Annotated in this window: 13 protein-coding genes; 6 read left to right on the top strand and 7 right to left on the bottom strand. The window is 39.6% G+C overall.

The window, feature by feature from the left end; all coding sequences use genetic code 11:
* Positions 1–11 precede the first annotated feature (11 nt).
* Positions 12–590, top strand: coding sequence for a DJ-1/PfpI family protein (locus tag QMA12_RS14220; RefSeq protein WP_290210406.1), 579 nt, complete (start codon positions 12–14; stop codon positions 588–590).
* Here the strand turns inward: QMA12_RS14220 and QMA12_RS14215 are convergent.
* Positions 587–1,477: a LysR family transcriptional regulator gene (locus tag QMA12_RS14215; protein WP_290210405.1), complete on the bottom strand. Its 891-nt coding sequence runs from the start codon at positions 1,475–1,477 to the stop codon at positions 587–589. The two genes, QMA12_RS14220 and QMA12_RS14215, sit on opposite strands and share 4 nt — an antisense overlap.
* A 116-nt stretch (positions 1,478–1,593) precedes the next feature.
* Here QMA12_RS14215 and tmpT point away from each other — a divergent pair, with 116 nt between their 5' ends.
* Together tmpT and QMA12_RS14205 are read left to right on the top strand one after the other, a co-directional pair.
* Positions 1,594–2,226: a thiopurine S-methyltransferase gene (tmpT, locus tag QMA12_RS14210; RefSeq protein WP_087534105.1), complete on the top strand. Its 633-nt coding sequence runs from the start codon at positions 1,594–1,596 to the stop codon at positions 2,224–2,226.
* A gap of 172 nt (positions 2,227–2,398) precedes the next feature.
* Positions 2,399–4,741 (top strand): S9 family peptidase, encoded by a 2,343-nt coding sequence (locus tag QMA12_RS14205; protein ID WP_290210404.1) that lies wholly within the window; start codon positions 2,399–2,401, stop codon positions 4,739–4,741.
* A gap of 193 nt (positions 4,742–4,934) precedes the next feature.
* Here the strand turns inward: QMA12_RS14205 and QMA12_RS14200 are convergent, their stop codons facing one another.
* The 3 genes from QMA12_RS14200 to QMA12_RS14190 all read right to left on the bottom strand — a co-directional run bounded on the left by QMA12_RS14200 (position 4,935) and on the right by QMA12_RS14190 (position 7,341).
* Positions 4,935–5,795, bottom strand: a complete 861-nt coding sequence (locus tag QMA12_RS14200) for a hypothetical protein (protein ID WP_290210403.1) — start codon at positions 5,793–5,795, stop codon at positions 4,935–4,937.
* A 197-nt stretch (positions 5,796–5,992) separates the two neighbouring features.
* On the bottom strand, positions 5,993–6,280 hold the full coding sequence (locus QMA12_RS14195; RefSeq protein WP_290210402.1) for a helix-turn-helix domain-containing protein: 288 nt from the start codon (positions 6,278–6,280) through the stop codon (positions 5,993–5,995).
* A 209-nt stretch (positions 6,281–6,489) separates the two neighbouring features.
* The gene (locus QMA12_RS14190; protein ID WP_290210401.1) at positions 6,490–7,341 is read right to left on the bottom strand and encodes a LysR family transcriptional regulator; all 852 of its coding nucleotides are present in this window, start codon (positions 7,339–7,341) and stop codon (positions 6,490–6,492) included.
* A gap of 129 nt (positions 7,342–7,470) precedes the next feature.
* Here QMA12_RS14190 and QMA12_RS14185 point away from each other — a divergent pair, with 129 nt between their 5' ends.
* Complete coding sequence (locus QMA12_RS14185) at positions 7,471–8,142, top strand: NAD(P)H-dependent oxidoreductase (protein ID WP_290210400.1); 672 nt, start codon at positions 7,471–7,473, stop codon at positions 8,140–8,142.
* 85 nt (positions 8,143–8,227) lie between these two features.
* Here QMA12_RS14185 and QMA12_RS14180 read toward each other — a convergent pair whose 3' ends face one another.
* From QMA12_RS14180 to QMA12_RS14170, 3 genes are all read right to left on the bottom strand, one after another.
* Positions 8,228–11,083 carry a TonB-dependent receptor gene (locus QMA12_RS14180; RefSeq protein ID WP_290210399.1) on the bottom strand — a complete coding sequence of 952 codons (2,856 nt, stop codon included), beginning with the start codon at positions 11,081–11,083 and terminating at the stop codon, positions 8,228–8,230.
* 101 nt (positions 11,084–11,184) lie between these two features.
* A complete protein-coding gene (locus QMA12_RS14175) occupies positions 11,185–12,060 on the bottom strand; it encodes a FecR domain-containing protein (protein ID WP_290210398.1) in 876 nt (291 codons plus the stop codon).
* Positions 12,061–12,120: 60 nt separating this feature from the next.
* Positions 12,121–12,660 carry a sigma-70 family RNA polymerase sigma factor gene (locus tag QMA12_RS14170; protein ID WP_290210397.1) on the bottom strand — a complete coding sequence of 180 codons (540 nt, stop codon included), beginning with the start codon at positions 12,658–12,660 and terminating at the stop codon, positions 12,121–12,123.
* Positions 12,661–12,878: 218 nt separating this feature from the next.
* Here QMA12_RS14170 and QMA12_RS14165 point away from each other — a divergent pair, with 218 nt between their 5' ends.
* Both QMA12_RS14165 and QMA12_RS14160 read left to right on the top strand, forming a co-directional pair.
* Entirely contained in the window at positions 12,879–15,647 is a 2,769-nt protein-coding gene (locus tag QMA12_RS14165; protein ID WP_290210396.1) for a TonB-dependent receptor, read from the top strand.
* A 75-nt stretch (positions 15,648–15,722) separates the two neighbouring features.
* The gene (locus QMA12_RS14160) at positions 15,723–17,552 is read left to right on the top strand and encodes a metallophosphoesterase (protein WP_290210395.1); all 1,830 of its coding nucleotides are present in this window, start codon (positions 15,723–15,725) and stop codon (positions 17,550–17,552) included.
* Positions 17,553–17,563: the final 11 nt, after the last annotated feature.

Raw genomic sequence — 17,563 nt, 5'->3', positions numbered from 1 at the left:
AAGGGCTCAAAATGAACATAGGGATATATATTTACGATGATGCTGAAGTGTTGGATTTTTCAGGCCCATTTGAAGTATTTAGTACTGCTAAACGCTTGGCAAATAATAACTGGCAGGTGTTTTTTGTGGCTGAGAAAAACAAACCAGTACTTGCGCGTGCAGGCTTCAGTGTAAACCCCCATTACAGTTTTGCAGATCACCCCGCTATTGATTTGTTAATCGTTGTTGGTGGTGTGCATACTCATGAGCTTGAAAAACCAGCTGTAATAAGCTGGATACGAAAAAACGCAGGCACTGCTACTAAAGTTGCTTCTGTGTGTACGGGAGCATTTTTATTAGCCAGAGCTGATTTACTCAATGGTCTAACGGTTACTACGCATTGGGAAGATCAAACTGATCTTGCCAATATGTTCCCAAATCTAAATATGATCGCAAATAAGCGTTGGGTGTCACAAGGTAAATTTACCACCTCTGGCGGAATTTCTGCAGGTATTGATATGAGCTTACAATTGGTTGCTGAGTTAGTAAGCCCTGAACATGCAGAGCTTACAGCAAGGCAAATGGACTACCAGTGGCATAAAAACACTTAGCCCTCTGGTAGCTGCTGTTGAATAAAAGCGTTTAGGTAATCACGTAAACAAACCGATTTTTTACTAAGTAAACGCCCACTTGGCCAAATAGCAAAAATCTCCCTTGGTAGACTTTGCCAAGCTGGTAAAACTCTGACTAACTCGCCCGTTTTAAGCTCGTTTATAATTTCAAATCGCGGTAGTAACCCTACACCTTGATGATCACATAGTTGATATTTCACAAACCCTGTATCGTTATAAATGCTACTAAAGCGGCACATATGCGTATAACTGGCGCGTGTTTGGTTATTGGTGAGTGGCCAACTATTTCTTAGTGTTGTACCAATTAAACGATGTTGTTTAAGATCACTCGGTTCTTTGAGTGCTTGTGAATTAGCTAAATAGCTTGGCGTAGCCACTAAAATAGAATCTGCTTGTCCGAGCTTTTTTTGTTGTAATAATGAATCCGCTTGTGGACCTATCCGTAGGGCTAAATCGGCTTGGCTTTTTATTATATCTTCAAGCTGATTACTCAAAATTAGCTCTAATTGAATATCAGGGTACGCTTTAGTGAACGCCAACCACATTGGCCTTAAAAAACCATGGCAAATATTAAGTGGCGCAAGTACTTTGAGCTTACCGCTTAGTTGCTCTTTTTGTTGATTGAGTTGATGACTGGTTTGTTCAAACTGCTCAACTAAACTTGCGTAGCTTTGGTAATAAACCTGCCCTTGTTGAGTTAGTGTGCATTGGCGCGCAGAGCGATGCAGCAGCTTTTGCCCAAGCCGAGATTCAAGGCGTTGTAAACGCCGTGTAACGGTTGCCGCAGGGAGCGATAAGTACTCCCCTGCTTGCGACAACCCACCCTGTTGCACTATGTGCACAAACAACACAATATCGTCTAACATGATTCCACTTTTGCAATTTAAGTTTGATTTATTTGCTATATCTAACATTTTTGCAAGTGATTATCATGGTTTATATTATAAATTTGCTTATTTAAGCTTTAATATGAGGAATCAAAATGGACGCAAATCATTGGCATGAACGTTGGGAAAAAAATGAAATCGGTTTTCACGAAGGTGAAGTAAACCAGTATTTAGATCGTTATTTTACTAAGTTAAATTTACAGCAAGGTGATACTGTTTTTGTTCCTCTGTGTGGTAAAACTTACGATATTCATTATTTGTTAAACAAGGGAATAAAAGTAGTTGGTGCTGAATTAAGTGAAATTGCTATTTCACAGCTATTTAGTGATTTATCGCTTACCCCCACAATTACCAAGCATAATGAGCTTCTATGTTATAACGCAGCAGAGCTTACTGTTTGGGTTGGTGATATTTTTAACGTTACCAAGTCGCTATTATCTAAAGTTGATGCGATATATGATCGCGCAGCGCTTGTTGCCCTCCCCCATGAAATGAGAGATAACTACAGCCAACACCTTATTGAAATAACAGGCAATGCGCCGCAGCTTCTAGCAGTATTTGAATACGATCAAAACGAAGTAGCAGGTCCTCCATTTAGTGTTGTAGCGAGTGAAATACAAGCACTTTATGCAGCGTATTATAAGCTTAACTTACTGTGTGAAGAGCCTGTTGCAGGTGGATTAAAGGGGAAAGTGAGTGCTAATAATGTAATTTGGTACTTAACCTAATGCAATGATCAACTTTTCAGTTGTGAGATAATTAAAGTTCATCGCTTTTGAGCTTAATCTTATTTATATTGCGACAAACGTTCAGATCTTAAACGTATTTTTTGTTAAAGTAAGCTTATTGCAAGACATCTTTAACAATAACAAAAGCATTACCTTACTTTAGGATCTCCACATGAAACTACTTAAATCCTCGGCTTTAGTACTGTCGGTACTCGCCGGGCTTTCGTTATCAGGCTGCTCTGTAACGCAAAATACCACAGGGAGTACAGCAATGAGCCAAGTTAGTAATCCACTTACCCTTGAGCAAATCTATAAAGATAAATACTTCAAAGCACAGCGTAATACTTACTTTAAATGGTTAGACGATGGCACCGGTTACACAGTGCTTGAAGAGCGTGAAAGCGAAAAAGATAAAAATAACGACGCTGAGAATGCCAAAGCTGATGACGAAAAAGAACACGGCGTAAAAGGTAACGATATCGTATTTTACAATGCCGATGGCACGGGTCGTAAAGTTCTAGTTGAGTTTGAAAGGCTACTGCCAGAAGGCGCAGACGAGCCATTTGCAATCGAAAGCTACCAATGGTCAAAAGACGGTAAATGGCTCATGGTATTTACCAATAGTGAGCAAGTTTGGCGTTCACGCAGCCGCGGGGATTTTTGGTTACTCAACCTTGAAACCAATCAATTACAGCAATTAGGTGGCGCAGACGTTGAACCAACTAAGCTCATGTTTGCTAAGTTCTCGCCAGATAGCTCAAAAGTAGCGTACGTGCGTGATAACAATATTTATATGCAAGCGGTTGGCAGTAATGACGTAACAGCACTGACAACAGATGGCAGCGCCACCATTGTTAATGGCAACTTTGATTGGGTTTACGAAGAAGAGTTCACCATTGCTGATGGCTTTCGTTGGAGCCCAGATAATAAATCAATAGCTTATTGGCAGCTTGATACCAGTGATGTTAAATTTTTCACTATGATCAACAACACCGATGAGCTCTACCCTACTCTAAAAGAATTCCCTTATCCTAAAGCCGGTGAAACTAACTCAGCAGTACGTGTTGGTGTGGTAAGTCTTGCTGACAAACAAACGCGCTGGGCAAATCTCGAAGGTGATAATCGCGATCGCTATATTCCGCGTATTAGCTGGGCAGGCACAGGCGATGAATTAATGATCCAAGATTTAAATCGTCCACAAAGTCACAACAAGGTATGGTTATTTGACTGGCAAAATCAGCAATTGACTAAAATTTTAGAAGACAAAGACGATGCCTTTATTGAGTGGTTTTATAAAGCTAACTGGTCAAAAGACGGCAAATTCTTTATTTGGCACAGCGAACGTGACGGCTGGCGTCATCTTTATCGTGTATCGCGAGACGGCAAAACCATTATTGACCTAACCCCTGGCGATTACGATATTGTTGATATGCTTACTATCAATGAAGAAAAAAATGTCATGTATTTTATTGCCTCGCCAGAGAACCCTGGCCAGCGCTATTTATATCGCACGCCACTTGATGGTAGCAGCAAACCTGTGCGTGTAACCCCTACTGAGTTTGAAGGCTCTAACAGCTATTACATGTCTAGAGATGCCTCATGGGCTATGCACAGCTATTCTAAATTTGGCACCCCACCGACGAAAGAAATCATTAAAGTGAGCAATCACAGTAATGTAAAAACCTTAGTTGAAAATAACGAGCTAAAAGAAAAGCTCGCTGAGCAAAGCTTACCAAGTCACGAATTTTTCAAAGTGAATGCGCAGGATGGCACCGAGCTTGACGGCTATATAATGTTCCCAGAGAACATGGATAAAAGTAAAAAGTACCCGATTGTTTTTTACGTATACGGTGAACCGTGGGGCTCAACAGTGCAAGACCGCTATGAAGGCAATAGTTACTTGTATAAATCACTATTAACGCAAAAAGGTTTTATTGTCGCATCGGTTGATAACCGCGGTACGCGTGCACCAAAAGGCCGTGATTGGCGCAAATCGATTTATAAAAAAATCGGCTCAATTACCGTGCAAGACCAAGTTGATGCGCTAGATGTCATGGCCAAACGTTGGGATGTAATAGACACCGACCGTGTTGGCGTGTGGGGACACTCAGGGGGCGGCAGTTCAACCCTTAACTTATTGTTCCGCCATGGCGATAAATTTAAAGTGGGTATAGCCTCAGCGCCAGTGCCAGACATTCGTTTATACGACACTATTTACCAAGAGCGTTACGCGGGTAACCCAAATACCGACCCAGAGAGCTACGATAACACCTCGCCAATTACGTTCGCGAAAAACCTAACTGGTAAGCTATTGCTTATTCACGGCACAGGCGATGACAACGTGCATTACCAAGGCTCAGAGCGTTTAATTGACGAACTTGTTAAGCACAACAAACAGTTTGAGTTTTTCTCATACCCTAACCGCTCACACAGCCTACGTGAAGGTAAAGGCACCACTTTGCATTATCACACCATGATGGCCGAGTTTTTTGAAAAGAACTTATTGGATAAGTGATTAGATTAGTTAGTTTAGAGACTAAAAAGCCAGCATAACTATGCTGGCTCTACTATTTTTTGCTGGGGTTGATCTTAATTACTTGAACCACCACCGATACAGTTAATTTTTCTATTCATTATTACTCCCCCTTTCATGTTTAGTGTTTTATTACTCTATTGATACCTATACTAGCGTGACTTTTCTTTAAATGCTAGCTAGTTTTTCTTGACCACCAAAATATGACAGATTGATATGGAAATATTCCATTCGCATGATCCCAGTGATAAGTACCTGAATCTGGATCATTGGAAATGACTTCTAAGGGCTGTGAATTATTAATTTTTGCATCAATATCTAAGTTATCAATAGCACTTGTAACTCTTAGAGTCATACCATCAGAAGGTATTAATGATGCCCACAATTCAGAGTCTGTATCTCTTTTAACTAGCTGACCCTGCATATTTACTCTAATTCGGTCTCCAGCTTTAAGTTTTACTTTTACTTCGATATAGACTTGGTGTTCATCATCTCTGTTTTCACATTCATATTTTTGCCCATCGCACTGGAAGGAAGTAATTTTTGTATATCTGCTGTATTTTTTGTCTACAGAGGCTTCTAAGCCAAAATGTACTTTCTGGTGAATCGCTCTATTTGAGATGTTTTCTAATTCATAAGAAGATGACACCATACAAAGAAAGTGATCATTAGAATCTTCAAGCTCCTTAATTATGTAATCTACAGTATACCTGCGTCTAATTACATCTGATTTTAGTAAGGACTCCTCAACTTCGTTAAAAATTACACTAGGAAGAGATCTACCATATATTGCCTTGAATAAGTTTTCTTTTATTTCTGATACAGCTTGTTTTGTTTGTGACTCTCTATGCTCAGATGATATTTTTTCAACAGTTATTGATAAAATTACACCAGCTATCATTGCTGAGCCAATACTAGTTAATATAGAGTACCAAACATTATTGTTATCTAAAATCTGGTTAGTTAGTACTAACATTAACAATGAGATTAAAGTGAGGATGATGATTAGTCCATGATCGTTTAAAGTTTTCCTCATTGCTTTCCCTAGAAATGTTTCGAATTACTTTATTTTATGAGTTAGTTTTGATTTGGGCAAATTTTAAATCTCATAATTATTGCTTAATCATTTAGTTTCTTCACTGATTCCATAGTCCTATTTTGAAAGATCAAAAACCATTATTATCTTGAAGCTGCTCCATAAGTTGCCTACCAGCATAAACATCGAGTGATCTATTATTCATGGCCAGCCACCATGTTTTGGATTTGCGTTATTAATTTACTTTTAGCCTTTTCATCGTGTTGAGGTATGACAACGTCTATTTTTACCTCTAAACCTAACGCTTCCATTAAATCGAACGCGCGGCCAATTGATAACGAACCTGTGCCATTTTCAAAGTCACTTACCGTATTGATACTAATACCGGAGAAGTCCCCCGCTGTTCTTTGATCAAGTTTTTGGCTTTTTCTCACTATACTCGCCAATTTACCTAATTGTTTTGCTGACTTTATTGTGACTTCCATTACCAACTCTATTATTCACAGTGTTTTGTGAATAATAGATAAAAATGTAAAAGAAAGCTAATAATTCACAATTTTTTGTGAATTATAGCGGGAAACAACTAAACATAGAGAAAATTCACACTATTCTGTGAATTACTATAGGGATAATCATGGAGTGGCCTAAATTCACAATAAACTGTGAATTTATCTCACTACAAGCTAACAGCTCTTTATCTACCCAACAACCCTTCTACCCATTCTAAAACTAGGCGGGTATCTCGGGTTTGAAAACGGTGTTTATTCGGTATGTAGTAACAAAACTCAGATTCAACTGCATGAGTATTAAAGTGTTTAAGTAACTCGGTATTTAATAATCGTTGTACTAGCGTGGTTGAACAAAATACCAGTCCTGAGCCTGTCATAGCTTCTTGAATGCCAAACAGCTCTTGGTCAAAGGTTTTAATAATAAATAACGTAGGGTCTAAGTTGTTTTGAGTAAACCAATGTTTAAGTGGTGGCTCGCTTAGAGCATTGTTTTTCCATTTTGTGGTATAGAGCGTAATGGGGCCATTTTGCCAAGGCACATCGGTGGCTTTGTATGAGCCAAATACGTTAAATTGCTCGGTTTTTATAATGTCGTCGGCGTTAATATTGTGCCGTTCGCTAAAACGAATAGGTAAGGTGTGGGATTGTTTATCAACGGCTTCACTGGTTGATATATCTACTTCAAGGTCTGGATGGTTAATCGATAATTCCTGTAATGCGGGAATTAAGCGCAGTGCGGCCAGTGATGAGGTGGTGGTTACTTTAACGGCTCTGCCTGTGGCTTGCACAGTTGCCAGCGCTTGCTTGATGCGGTTAAAGCCGTCACTCGTGGCCGCACTTAAATATTCCCCGGTTGGTGTGAGGGCTACCTTTCTAACTTGGCGGTAAAATAGATCCACATTTAAACGACTTTCAAGGTTATTTACATGATGTGAAATCGCGGTTGGCGTGATGGATAGTTCATCCGCGGCGGCTTTGAAACTGCCTAAACGTGCCGCAGCTTCAAAGGCTTTAAGCGCTTGTAGTGAAACTTGCATAAGTGATATTCACAAATAATGAAATTAATTATAGATGAGTATAACTTACTTATGGCTGAGGTTAACTCGTTTGTGAAAAAACACTATTAGTTAGATGATTGTTGCACACTTACTAACAGGATAAACTGTATGACTACCCTACTTCACATTGATGCAAGCGTAAGAGCTGCTAAAAACGACAACCCAAGCCACGATTCAATCTCTAAAAATATTGCTAAGTGTTTTACAGATAACTTTGCAGAGCACCAAGCTATAGATGAGTATATTTATCGTGATGTGGGTGTGAACCCGCCGCCTTTTATTACTCAAGACTGGATCGGCGCGGTATTTACCCCAGAGAATAAAAAGACAGCTGAGCAACTACAGTTATTGGCGTTGTCAGACACATTAATCGCTGAAATTGCAGCCGCTGATATTATTGTGATTTCCTCGCCTATGTATAACTACGGTATGCCAGCGCAGCTAAAGGCGTGGTTTGATCAAGTTGTGAGGATCAATAAAACCTTTGATTTTGATCTTTCCCGTGGCGACTTCCCGCTACAGCCTTTGTTAGGTGGTAAAACATTAGTTGTGATCACTTCAACCGGTGAGTTTGGTTTTGAGCAAGGCGGCATACGTGAGCATATGAGTCACTTAGTGCCGCACTTACGGACGTTGAGCAAATATTTAGGCGTGAGCACTATTTATGAAATTGCCTCAGAGTATCAAGAATTTGCCGATGAGCGTCATCAACAATCGTTGAGTAACGCTTATAGTCAAGCAATAGCACTTGCGCAGAATATTAGTTATGGAATGACTTAATCGAGCAAATACCACACTTGTTAGTGTGGTATTTATAAGCAAAATGTAATGGGGGTTTACAAATATAGGCCTACCTGTGGCAAATTTAAATTTTTAGTGACAGGCTTACGACAAAACGGCGGCCAAATTCTTCCACTTTCATTAATGAGCTGGTGTTGTCAGTTTTGGCGCTGCGAGTAAGAGTTTCGTTGGTGGCATTAAATACATCTAAGCGAAGACTCGCACTGGTTGAGTAAAACCAACTAAAACTTAAGTCGGTGCTGATGTAATCTTCAACATAGATATCAGCGTTATTACTGATGTCTCGCTGCTCTAAAAAGTCACTACGATAGTTTATATTGATTGCGGCTTGCCACTTATCATCACTGACCAAAAAGCGCAGGTTACCAGTCCAATCCGAGACCCCTTCAACATCAAAATTATTTTCATCAGGAGTTATAACATCAGCATTTGTTATATAAGTAAGGTTTGCTGATAATTGGCTTTGTAAAAACCATGGACTGTATAGGGGGAGTTGCCATTGTGAACTAGCCTGTAAACCATTTACAGTCGCTTTGCCATCGTTAGTCTGTTGTAGGGAAATATAATCTAGCCCTTGATAGTTAATCGTTTTAGTTTGTTCAACTATAAAATTATCCATATTATGGTTAAAAGCTAGTAGCTGTAAGTTTAAATCCTCTGGTAACCAATTAACTGAAAGTGTGCTGGTATTAGCAATAACAGGCTCTAAATTTGGGTTACCCAGCTCGGCATAAGGTAAACCACCGGAGTTAACATGTAGTTTGGGGTTAAGATCCGAGTAATTCGGCCGGTTAACAGAGCGGCTATAACTTGTTCGCCACTGCCAATATGTTGATGGTTGCCATTTAATATTGATTGAAGGTAACCAAGAGTTATGATGATGATTTTTATTTAAAGGTGTTAATTCACCATCAGTTGTAAGTTGAGCACCTTGTGTTTCATTTAATGTATCACTGTAACGTAGCCCTGCGTTTAAAGTAACGTTTGCTAATTGCCACTGTGAAGATAAATACCCTTCATTTGATTCAAAACTAACTTGATAGCTATTAAGGTAGTCGCTATCAGTAATATTATTAAACGGTAAATTGATATCATAGAGCTGCAATAAATCGCTTTTTGGGATCAACCACGACTGCACTTTTGAATTAATAAAACTAGCGCTAAAGCCATGTTGAATTGGCTCCAGCCAGCGGCCATCTAATTTAGGTAGATCGTTTAAAGACTGGGCGCCTAAACTAATATCTCTGCGAGTATAACTATACTGTTGTGTTGAACTTAAAAAGCCAAATTGTAAATGCTGAAAACCAGAGTCAGTTGAACTTTCCCAGCTGCCATCAATTCCCCATTCACTCACTTGATTAAGTACATTGATAGTACGTTTACTCATTTGATTGATATGTGAATAGCTATTAACAAGACCTAAATTACGGCTAAAGCTATAGTCATTTACAGAATCAGTTTGTAAATCAACGTAGGCATCCATAGGGGAAAGTGCAGCATGCACTCTCGTGATGGGCTCTTTGGTTTCGCTTTTTGCTTCGCTACGGCTATAAAAAGGAGAAAGAGTTAATGGTATCTGCTCATTTGGTTGCCAGTGTGCATCTACTTGCAGCGTTTGATTAGCATAATATAACTTAGACTCTTCACGGCTGGTTTTAGCATTTACATTACTAAAAAAGAACTCATTTATACTATTTAATGGTGTTGAAACCTCTGCAATTGCATTTTGACTTTGAGGGTTGATCCCTAGTCTATGCTCATCAAACGAAAAGTCAGTATCGGACCTAAACCAAAGTGTATTGAGTGTTAAATGATCTGAAGCTTGCCATGCTAAAGCGCCGTAATAAGTGGCGCGAGTGCGATCTTCGTTTTCGATGGTTATTGCTAAACCGTCTGTCGGTACTAAAGTGTTATCGTCTAATTCTGACCACTGGTATTTACTCGGAGCACCACTATTATCACCCCAGTGCCAGCTTTCAAACTGATATTGGCGCTGTAAGCGATTTTCGTAGTTCATTTTGAAAATAACACCTATGTTGTCGCTTTTGCCATTTGCGGTTAAACCGAAGCTCGGTTGAAAATTACGATCGCCTTCTAAAGTTGCTGCGGTTAACATGACTTGTAAGTTATTTTCTTCATATGCCAGCGGATCATCGCTCAATAAGTTTACAGTTGCCCCAATAGCACCACTTGGCAAGCTCGACTCTGCTGTTTTATACACGGTAATATTTGAGAATAGCCCTGCGCTGAAAATATCAAATCGATGTTGTTGCCCATACTGATTTGAGTTGCGCACGTTTTCAGTATTAGCTAGGCGGCGACCATTAAAAAGCGTTAATTGATATTCAGCGCCTAGCCCCATAGCATTGATGTTAAGTGCTTCACCGCGATCACGAGTAATGCTTAATCCCGGTACAGCTTGTAATGCTTCGGCTAGGTTTTCAGCGGGTAATTGTGTCAGCATAGCGCCAATAGCAACTTCACTCTCCCCAGCATAATCACTTTTTACTTGTTGCGCATAACTCACTGCCTGCTGGTAATTAGTATTGTAGGTGTCTGCAGAGGAAGCTTTGGGTAATTGCTCGGTCACTGTAACTTCTTCTAGAAACTTAGCTTTTGTCGCTGACGAAGGTGCTTTATTTACTACTACTGTTGTTTTGAAAATAACGATACCCGCGGGTGTTTTTTCCCAGTTTAATTGGTGAGGTTTCAGTAGTTGATTTAGTGTACTTTCGAGAGTTGTAACTTGGATTGGTTTTTGCGCTAGCCCTTTGAGTAATTGGCTATCGTAGATTAATGCTGTATTAGATTGCTCAGATAAAAGGGTAAGTTGCTCTATTAAACTTGAGCCCGTTGTTGCCTTTGTTGTAAAACTAAGACCCAAAAGTGCTACACATAATAAACTGCTTATACGTAACATCTATGAACGGCCTTTCAATTTCATTAAACCCTAAGTGTGAAGAATTTAGATGAACAATTTATGACAGCACCCATAATTTGAGGGTAAATAGAACCAGCTGATTACTCTATGGGGCTCAAAACTACACTGTCGTCAAAACTATTGATTTTGAGTTGATTTAATTGCGCTATTAATGTCGCTGCGCCCACAACATCTGCGGTTTTAAAACGCCCGCTAACACGCAGTTGGGCATCAACATTATTTAACACTAAAGGTTTGTCGGTATAACGATTGAGCTGAAAAATAGCATCGTTGATAGTTACATTCTCTAAATCTAGCCAGCCAAGTTGCCAGTCAGGTTGGGTTGCATTAAATGTAGTAACAACAATATTATTATCGATGACGCGTGCACGCTGGCCTTTAACTAATTCTACTTGTTTTGAATTATTTTCAGTATTAACCGCGACTTTGCCGTGAAAGACATCTATGGTTGTTTCTCGTAGGGTTTTATCAACATTAAAAGCAGTACCCAATACACTAATTGTTGCGTTTCCTGTTTTAATCGTAAATGGACGTTGTTCATCACGCTTTACTGAAAAGTATGCTTCACCTTTGCTCAAAGTAGCTTGTCTGGTTTTATCGTTCTCATTAAACTGTAAATCAGTTTGCGTATTTAATGCGACCTCTGTGCCATCCGATAAAGTAATGTCAGACGCTTTTGTTGCAAAAAACTGCTGCGCTGCAACAAGTGTTGATGCTTGTGGTGTTGCTGGATCACTTAAGTGAGTTAAGCCAATAAATGCCATAATTAAAGATGCAGCAACCGCACTACCCCACACTAATAAGGGGCTCTTTTTACGCGGTGTTATTGCCGTAGGCTCATTCAACTTTTGCTGTGAATCTGCTTTTTGTAATGCTTGAATGAGTGCCGTATCTTGCCAAATTGCTTTTTCAAGCTGCTCATTACTTTCATCGTCAGGTTTGAATGGGGTATGCATTAAATTTCTCTATCTGTCTTTATTACTAATATAACGACTTAACATGCTCTAAGGGGACAATTAGTCGGCGATAAATGCGCTGATAGCATCTTTAAGCATATCCATAGCGCGTGAGATATGCTTTTTTACCGCTTCTTCAGATAGACCTAAGCTTTGCGATATTTGCTGGCGGCTCTCTCCATGTAAGCGTCTACGAATAAACACATCTCGGCGCAGCGCAGGCATTTGCGCCAATACTTGCTGATAAACCTGAAGTCGCTGCTCATGTTCCAGTAAGCTTTCTAGGGAAAGATCATTACTTTGAGGTTCATGCTCTAGGCTCTCAGGAGATTTTTTTTGTTCACGATGATGGTCAACGACTAAGTGATGTGCCATGCGATAGCCATAAGCTAATGGGTTATCTATATGCGCAGTACATTCAATTTTTAATGCTTTCATTAGCAGTTTTTGAAATAAGTCATCAGCATCGGCATCTTCACCAACGCCACGACGAAAAAAACTTTTCAATGCATCTTGGTTGGCAATAAAGCATTTTACAAGTGGTCGATTTTGTTGGCCTTGTTCGCTTATTAGTGATGGCGATGTCTGTGTTTGCAACATTGTTTTTATCGTTATCTATAAGATTAGTTTTTTAATAGACGCTAATACTAGAGCAAAGGTGACACCATTTTTATGATGTTTTAATTACACTTTTATGATGCTGGTGTCGTAAAAGCGACACAAAAACTTCATCGAATAAATACGTCCCCTATTAATTTTAAGCTACGTCATTAGGAGCGAAATCAATTTAAAGTCGTAACACATATAACAGGAACAACATGATGACTAAGCGAGTTTTTACATTATCACCTTTAGCACTAGCATTAAGCGCATTGTTTGTCGCACCTGCATTTGCACAAGATACTGAAAATGAAGAACAAGCGATGGAGCAAATCGTCGTAACGGGTAGCTATATTAAAAGTTTAGAAAAAGCGATAGATTTAAAGCGCGAGAATATCGGTTTTTCAGATTCAATCGTGGCGTCAGATATTGCTGATTTCCCAGAGCAAAATTTAGCTGAAGCATTACAACGTATGCCAGGTGTAACCATTGAGCGTAACAAGGGATTAGGCCAAAAAGTTAATGTACGTAGCTTACCGAGCGAGTTTACCTTTGTATCAATTAATAATCTTGCTACCGCCTCTGGTAGTGGTGGCCGAGATGTTGAGTTTGATATGTTCGCTTCTGAGATTATTCAAAGTGTTACGGTGAAAAAATCGCCGACGGCTGTTGATGAAGAAGGCGGTATTGCGGGCTCTGTTGCAATTACAACGGCACGGCCATTTGATTATGAAGGACGCAAATTAGTGGCATCCGTTGAAGGTGCTTATAATGAAATCTCAGAACAAACAGATCCTAAATTTTCATTTCTAGCCAGTGATACGTTTGGTGATTGGGGGGCGCTTGCTTCGATAGCTTACTCAGAGCGAACAAACAGAACAGATAGTAACTCAGGTATCGATTTTCGTCCGCTTTCACGCTGGTTAGAAAAATCAGGTTCATCGCAATGGCAATCAGATCAAGCAGCTGATGTACTTGAGCGAGATACGGGAATTACGATTAATGATCGTTTCGACAGCGATGAAACCAGTCGAGTGGTGTTTTTAAACAAAGTAGGCGATCGTTCCTATTTAACCGAGCAAGAAAAGTGGGGCGCAACGCTTTCATTACAATATAAACCAAGTAGTGAATTTAGCTTAACTTTTGATGGCCTCCTGGGTAATTTTGACGATCATGAGGATGAATACGATGCTGCTGCCTATGCGGCTTCAAGTATTAGTTCTTTAGAACGTGTTAATCAATATGATAGTTCAACCTCAAGTGATTATGGCATTACTGTTTTAACCGATGTTGATTATGCAGCGACTCAACATGAATTTTTAAGTAAAGAAAACAGCAGTGATACAGACTACCAACAATTTAGCATTGCTATGGATTGGTTAGTCGGCGAGTGGGATATTAATGGCTTATTTGGCTACAGTGGTGCAGATAAATCAATTGAGTCGACAAACTTAAAGCACACAGCCTATCGAGCAACTCGTTCGCGTTATACGAGTACCGGTGCAGAGACTATTCCAAGTAATAGCGCAGATACTTTTGATATGTATAATTCTCCAGAAGCTTATTTATTTGATTACAATGAAGTTAATCGTGAGGCTATTTCAGATGATAAATATGCTGCGCAACTAGACTTTACTCGCCAGTTAAATTTAGAGTTTTTCCCTGCGTTAACCAAAGTGCAATTTGGTGCACGGTACACTGATAAATCAAAAGAGCGTAATTACGGTTCTAATCGAGTAACCGGTCCATCAGCAGGTGATTCTTCTTGGGTTGGTACGCGTACCTTAGCTGATAGTGAACTGACAAGTATTACAGATCTGGTAAATGGTGGTGAGTACTTATCTGAAGTGCCATCAAAGCAAGGTTGGAGTCAGGTTTCAAACAGTTATGCCCGCGAGCAACTTAGATACGAAGGTTTTGGGGTAGATTTTGAGCCAGACCAATACTATCAAGTAGAAGAGAAAACAACGGCAATTTACGCAATGGCTGACTTTGCTTTTGATATAGGTGATATGCCGGCAACGCTTAATACAGGCGTGCGCTATATTGATACCGATGTAAATTCATCAGGTTATCATCAGGTTCAAAATGATGACGGTACAACAAATTATACCTCAGAGCCTGTTTCAAAAAGTGGTAACTACACCGACTTACTGCCAAGTATTAACTTTACCCTTGAACTTAATGATGACCTAGTTCTGCGAGCCGCGGCATCTGAAACACTTATGCGCCCTGCTCTCACTGATATTGCCTATAAACGCACTGTGAGTTTGAGTGAATTTAAATACCGTGATGGTAATCCTGACCTACAACCAACTTATGCCGACCAATGGGAAGTGGGCCTTGAATGGTATTTAGAAGAAGGAGGATTACTTGCTGTTTCATATTTTGAAAAAGAAATTGAAGGTGTTGTTCGTGAATCTCTCACCGGTGTAGTTGAAGGTGTGACTAAGTACAATGATAACGGTACTGTTGATGGTGTTTATGACTTTGATGTCTATCAAAAAGTGAATGCTGAGGGCTCGTATGATGTTAGCGGTATTGAGTTTATCGCGCAAATTCCATTTGTTCGTTTTCACAACATGTTAGATGGATTTGGTATTAACGCAAACTACACGACATTAGATAATTCATTAACGGGTGCATCTGATTTAGGTATTCCAACACCGCCAGAAGGCCTCGCTGATGAAACCTATAACCTGACTTTTTATTATGAGAATGAGAGCTTTGATGCGCGTATTTCATATAACTACAAAGACAAGTATGTTGAGTATATTGAGCGTGATATGTACCCAGTTTATCGTGATGCTTACGGGCAAACAGATATTTCATTAGGTTACAATATTAATGACTCTATGAAGGTAACGCTTGAAGGGATTAATATCACTGACGAAGAAACCACAGGTTATACTCTTGATCCTGCTTTCCCGACTATGTATGAGTTCTCTGGTCGACGTGTATCGTTAGGCTTTAGAGCTATTTTTTAATTATAAAAACTTATATTGCTGGGAGTCTGTACGCTCTCGGCTTTTTTGTTTTAAATATGATAGCAGGGCATTTTTATGAAGTTATTGCTACCTTTAATACTGTGCATAGTTACTACAACATTACATGCTACTCCACTAAGTAATACGCAAATAGCCTTTGTGCCGGATATTCATTTTCATGATATTTATGGTGATTTTTCAACAGAAGGGTTTGAAGGCATTGAATTAGGTAAAGCAGAAAAGCCTGTAAGTATTCGTAGTATGCAGGCGCAGATCCATTCAACCCGTTTATTTAATGAAAACTACTTTGCACTAATTGCCACATTAGATGACATTGCGGCTAAGGGAGTAAAGTTGGTCGCCTTACCAGGGGATTTTACTGATGACGGTCAACCAGTACATTTACAGGGCTTAAAAACTATTCTTGATGGCTACGCCAAAAAACATGGTATGCGTTTTTTTGCTATTCCAGGTAATCATGATCCCGTTAAACCGTTTAAAAGCGCAGGCGGTAAAGCTGACTTTTTGGGATTGGAAGGTCAGCAAGTGGGTATTTACTCAACGGATCACCCGCGTTGTGAACATACCTCCATAGATAACAACTCTCTAGTGTGCAGCGATAAAATAGCCCATGCAGGGTATAAAGAAATCGTTGAAATAATGGGAGCATTTGGCTTGTTACCTGATAACCGTGACTTACTGTGGGAAACCCCTTTTGGTAAAGTAGCTTCCCTAGACGAACGTCGTTACACACAATGCGTAAAAAACGACAAAACCAGTTGCAAGCAAGTTCCCGATACGAGTTATTTAGTTGAGCCTGTGAAGGGACTTTGGTTGCTTGCTATAGATGCTAATGTCTATATCCCGCAGTTTAAAAATGGCACTATGGTTTTTCAAGGTTCAGGTAATGCAGGTTATAACAAGGTACTGACTGAGAAACCTTTTTTATTAGATTGGATCACGAAAGTGGTTAAGCGTGCTAAGCAGCAAAATAAAACCTTGATAGCTTTTAGCCACTTTCCGATGGGGGAGTTTTATGATGGCCAAACGCAGTCGATTAAATCATTATTTGGTGATTCGGCTTTTCAGTTAGCTAGAGAGCCTAGTATTGATACCCGAAAATTACTTGCCGAAACAGGTTTAAAACTGCACATCGGCGGGCATATGCATATGAATGACACGTTCGTTATTGAAAGCGAACATAACACCTTATTTAATATTCAAGCACCCTCTATCGCGGCGTACCGCCCTGCTTATAAGTTAGTTACACTTAATAATCAGTTGGCAAAGGTCGATACTATTACGATTGATAATGTTGCACAGTTTGATTTGTTGTTTAGTGCTTATCATAAAGAACATGATTATCTGCTGAAAAACGCCCCAGAACAGCAGTGGAATAACCGAATTTTGACAGCCAAAAGTTACCATAGTTACAGCAAAATGCACTTACAAGCTTTGGCAAAATGGCGGTTTATTCCTAGGGAGTGGCCGCAAGGTTTTCGTGAGCAAGTGCTGAATATGTCGTTGTTAGAGATTACAGCTTTGTTTAATATTGATATTCAACTACCAAAAGCACAACGACAAGGCTTGCAGACTAAAAGCGTACTCGATTTCATCATTGATTTTTATTTGGTGCGAAATGCTGGCACCCTCGCTTTTACTGATATATCGCAAGCTACGCAGCACATCTACCAAACAATGACCAATATATTAAATAACAATACAGGGTGTAATGTTAGCAGCGATACTAAAGGTGAAAACATTTGTCAGCTAAAATCAGCCCTAACTCAAGCATTCAGTATTTACGATAATCTTAATCATGCGCTACCAGATAAATGCTTAATTATTGATATGTCTGAAAATAAACCATTGCAAAACTGTGCTGTGGATACTGTAACGCCATAACTGCGGCTTAA

It is taken from the genome of Pseudoalteromonas sp. APC 3893 (assembly GCF_030408095.1).
In the GTDB taxonomy this organism is placed as follows: domain Bacteria; phylum Pseudomonadota; class Gammaproteobacteria; order Enterobacterales; family Alteromonadaceae; genus Pseudoalteromonas.
Note: the sequence above shows the minus strand (reverse complement) of the source record. Positions and strands in the feature narration are given on the sequence as shown.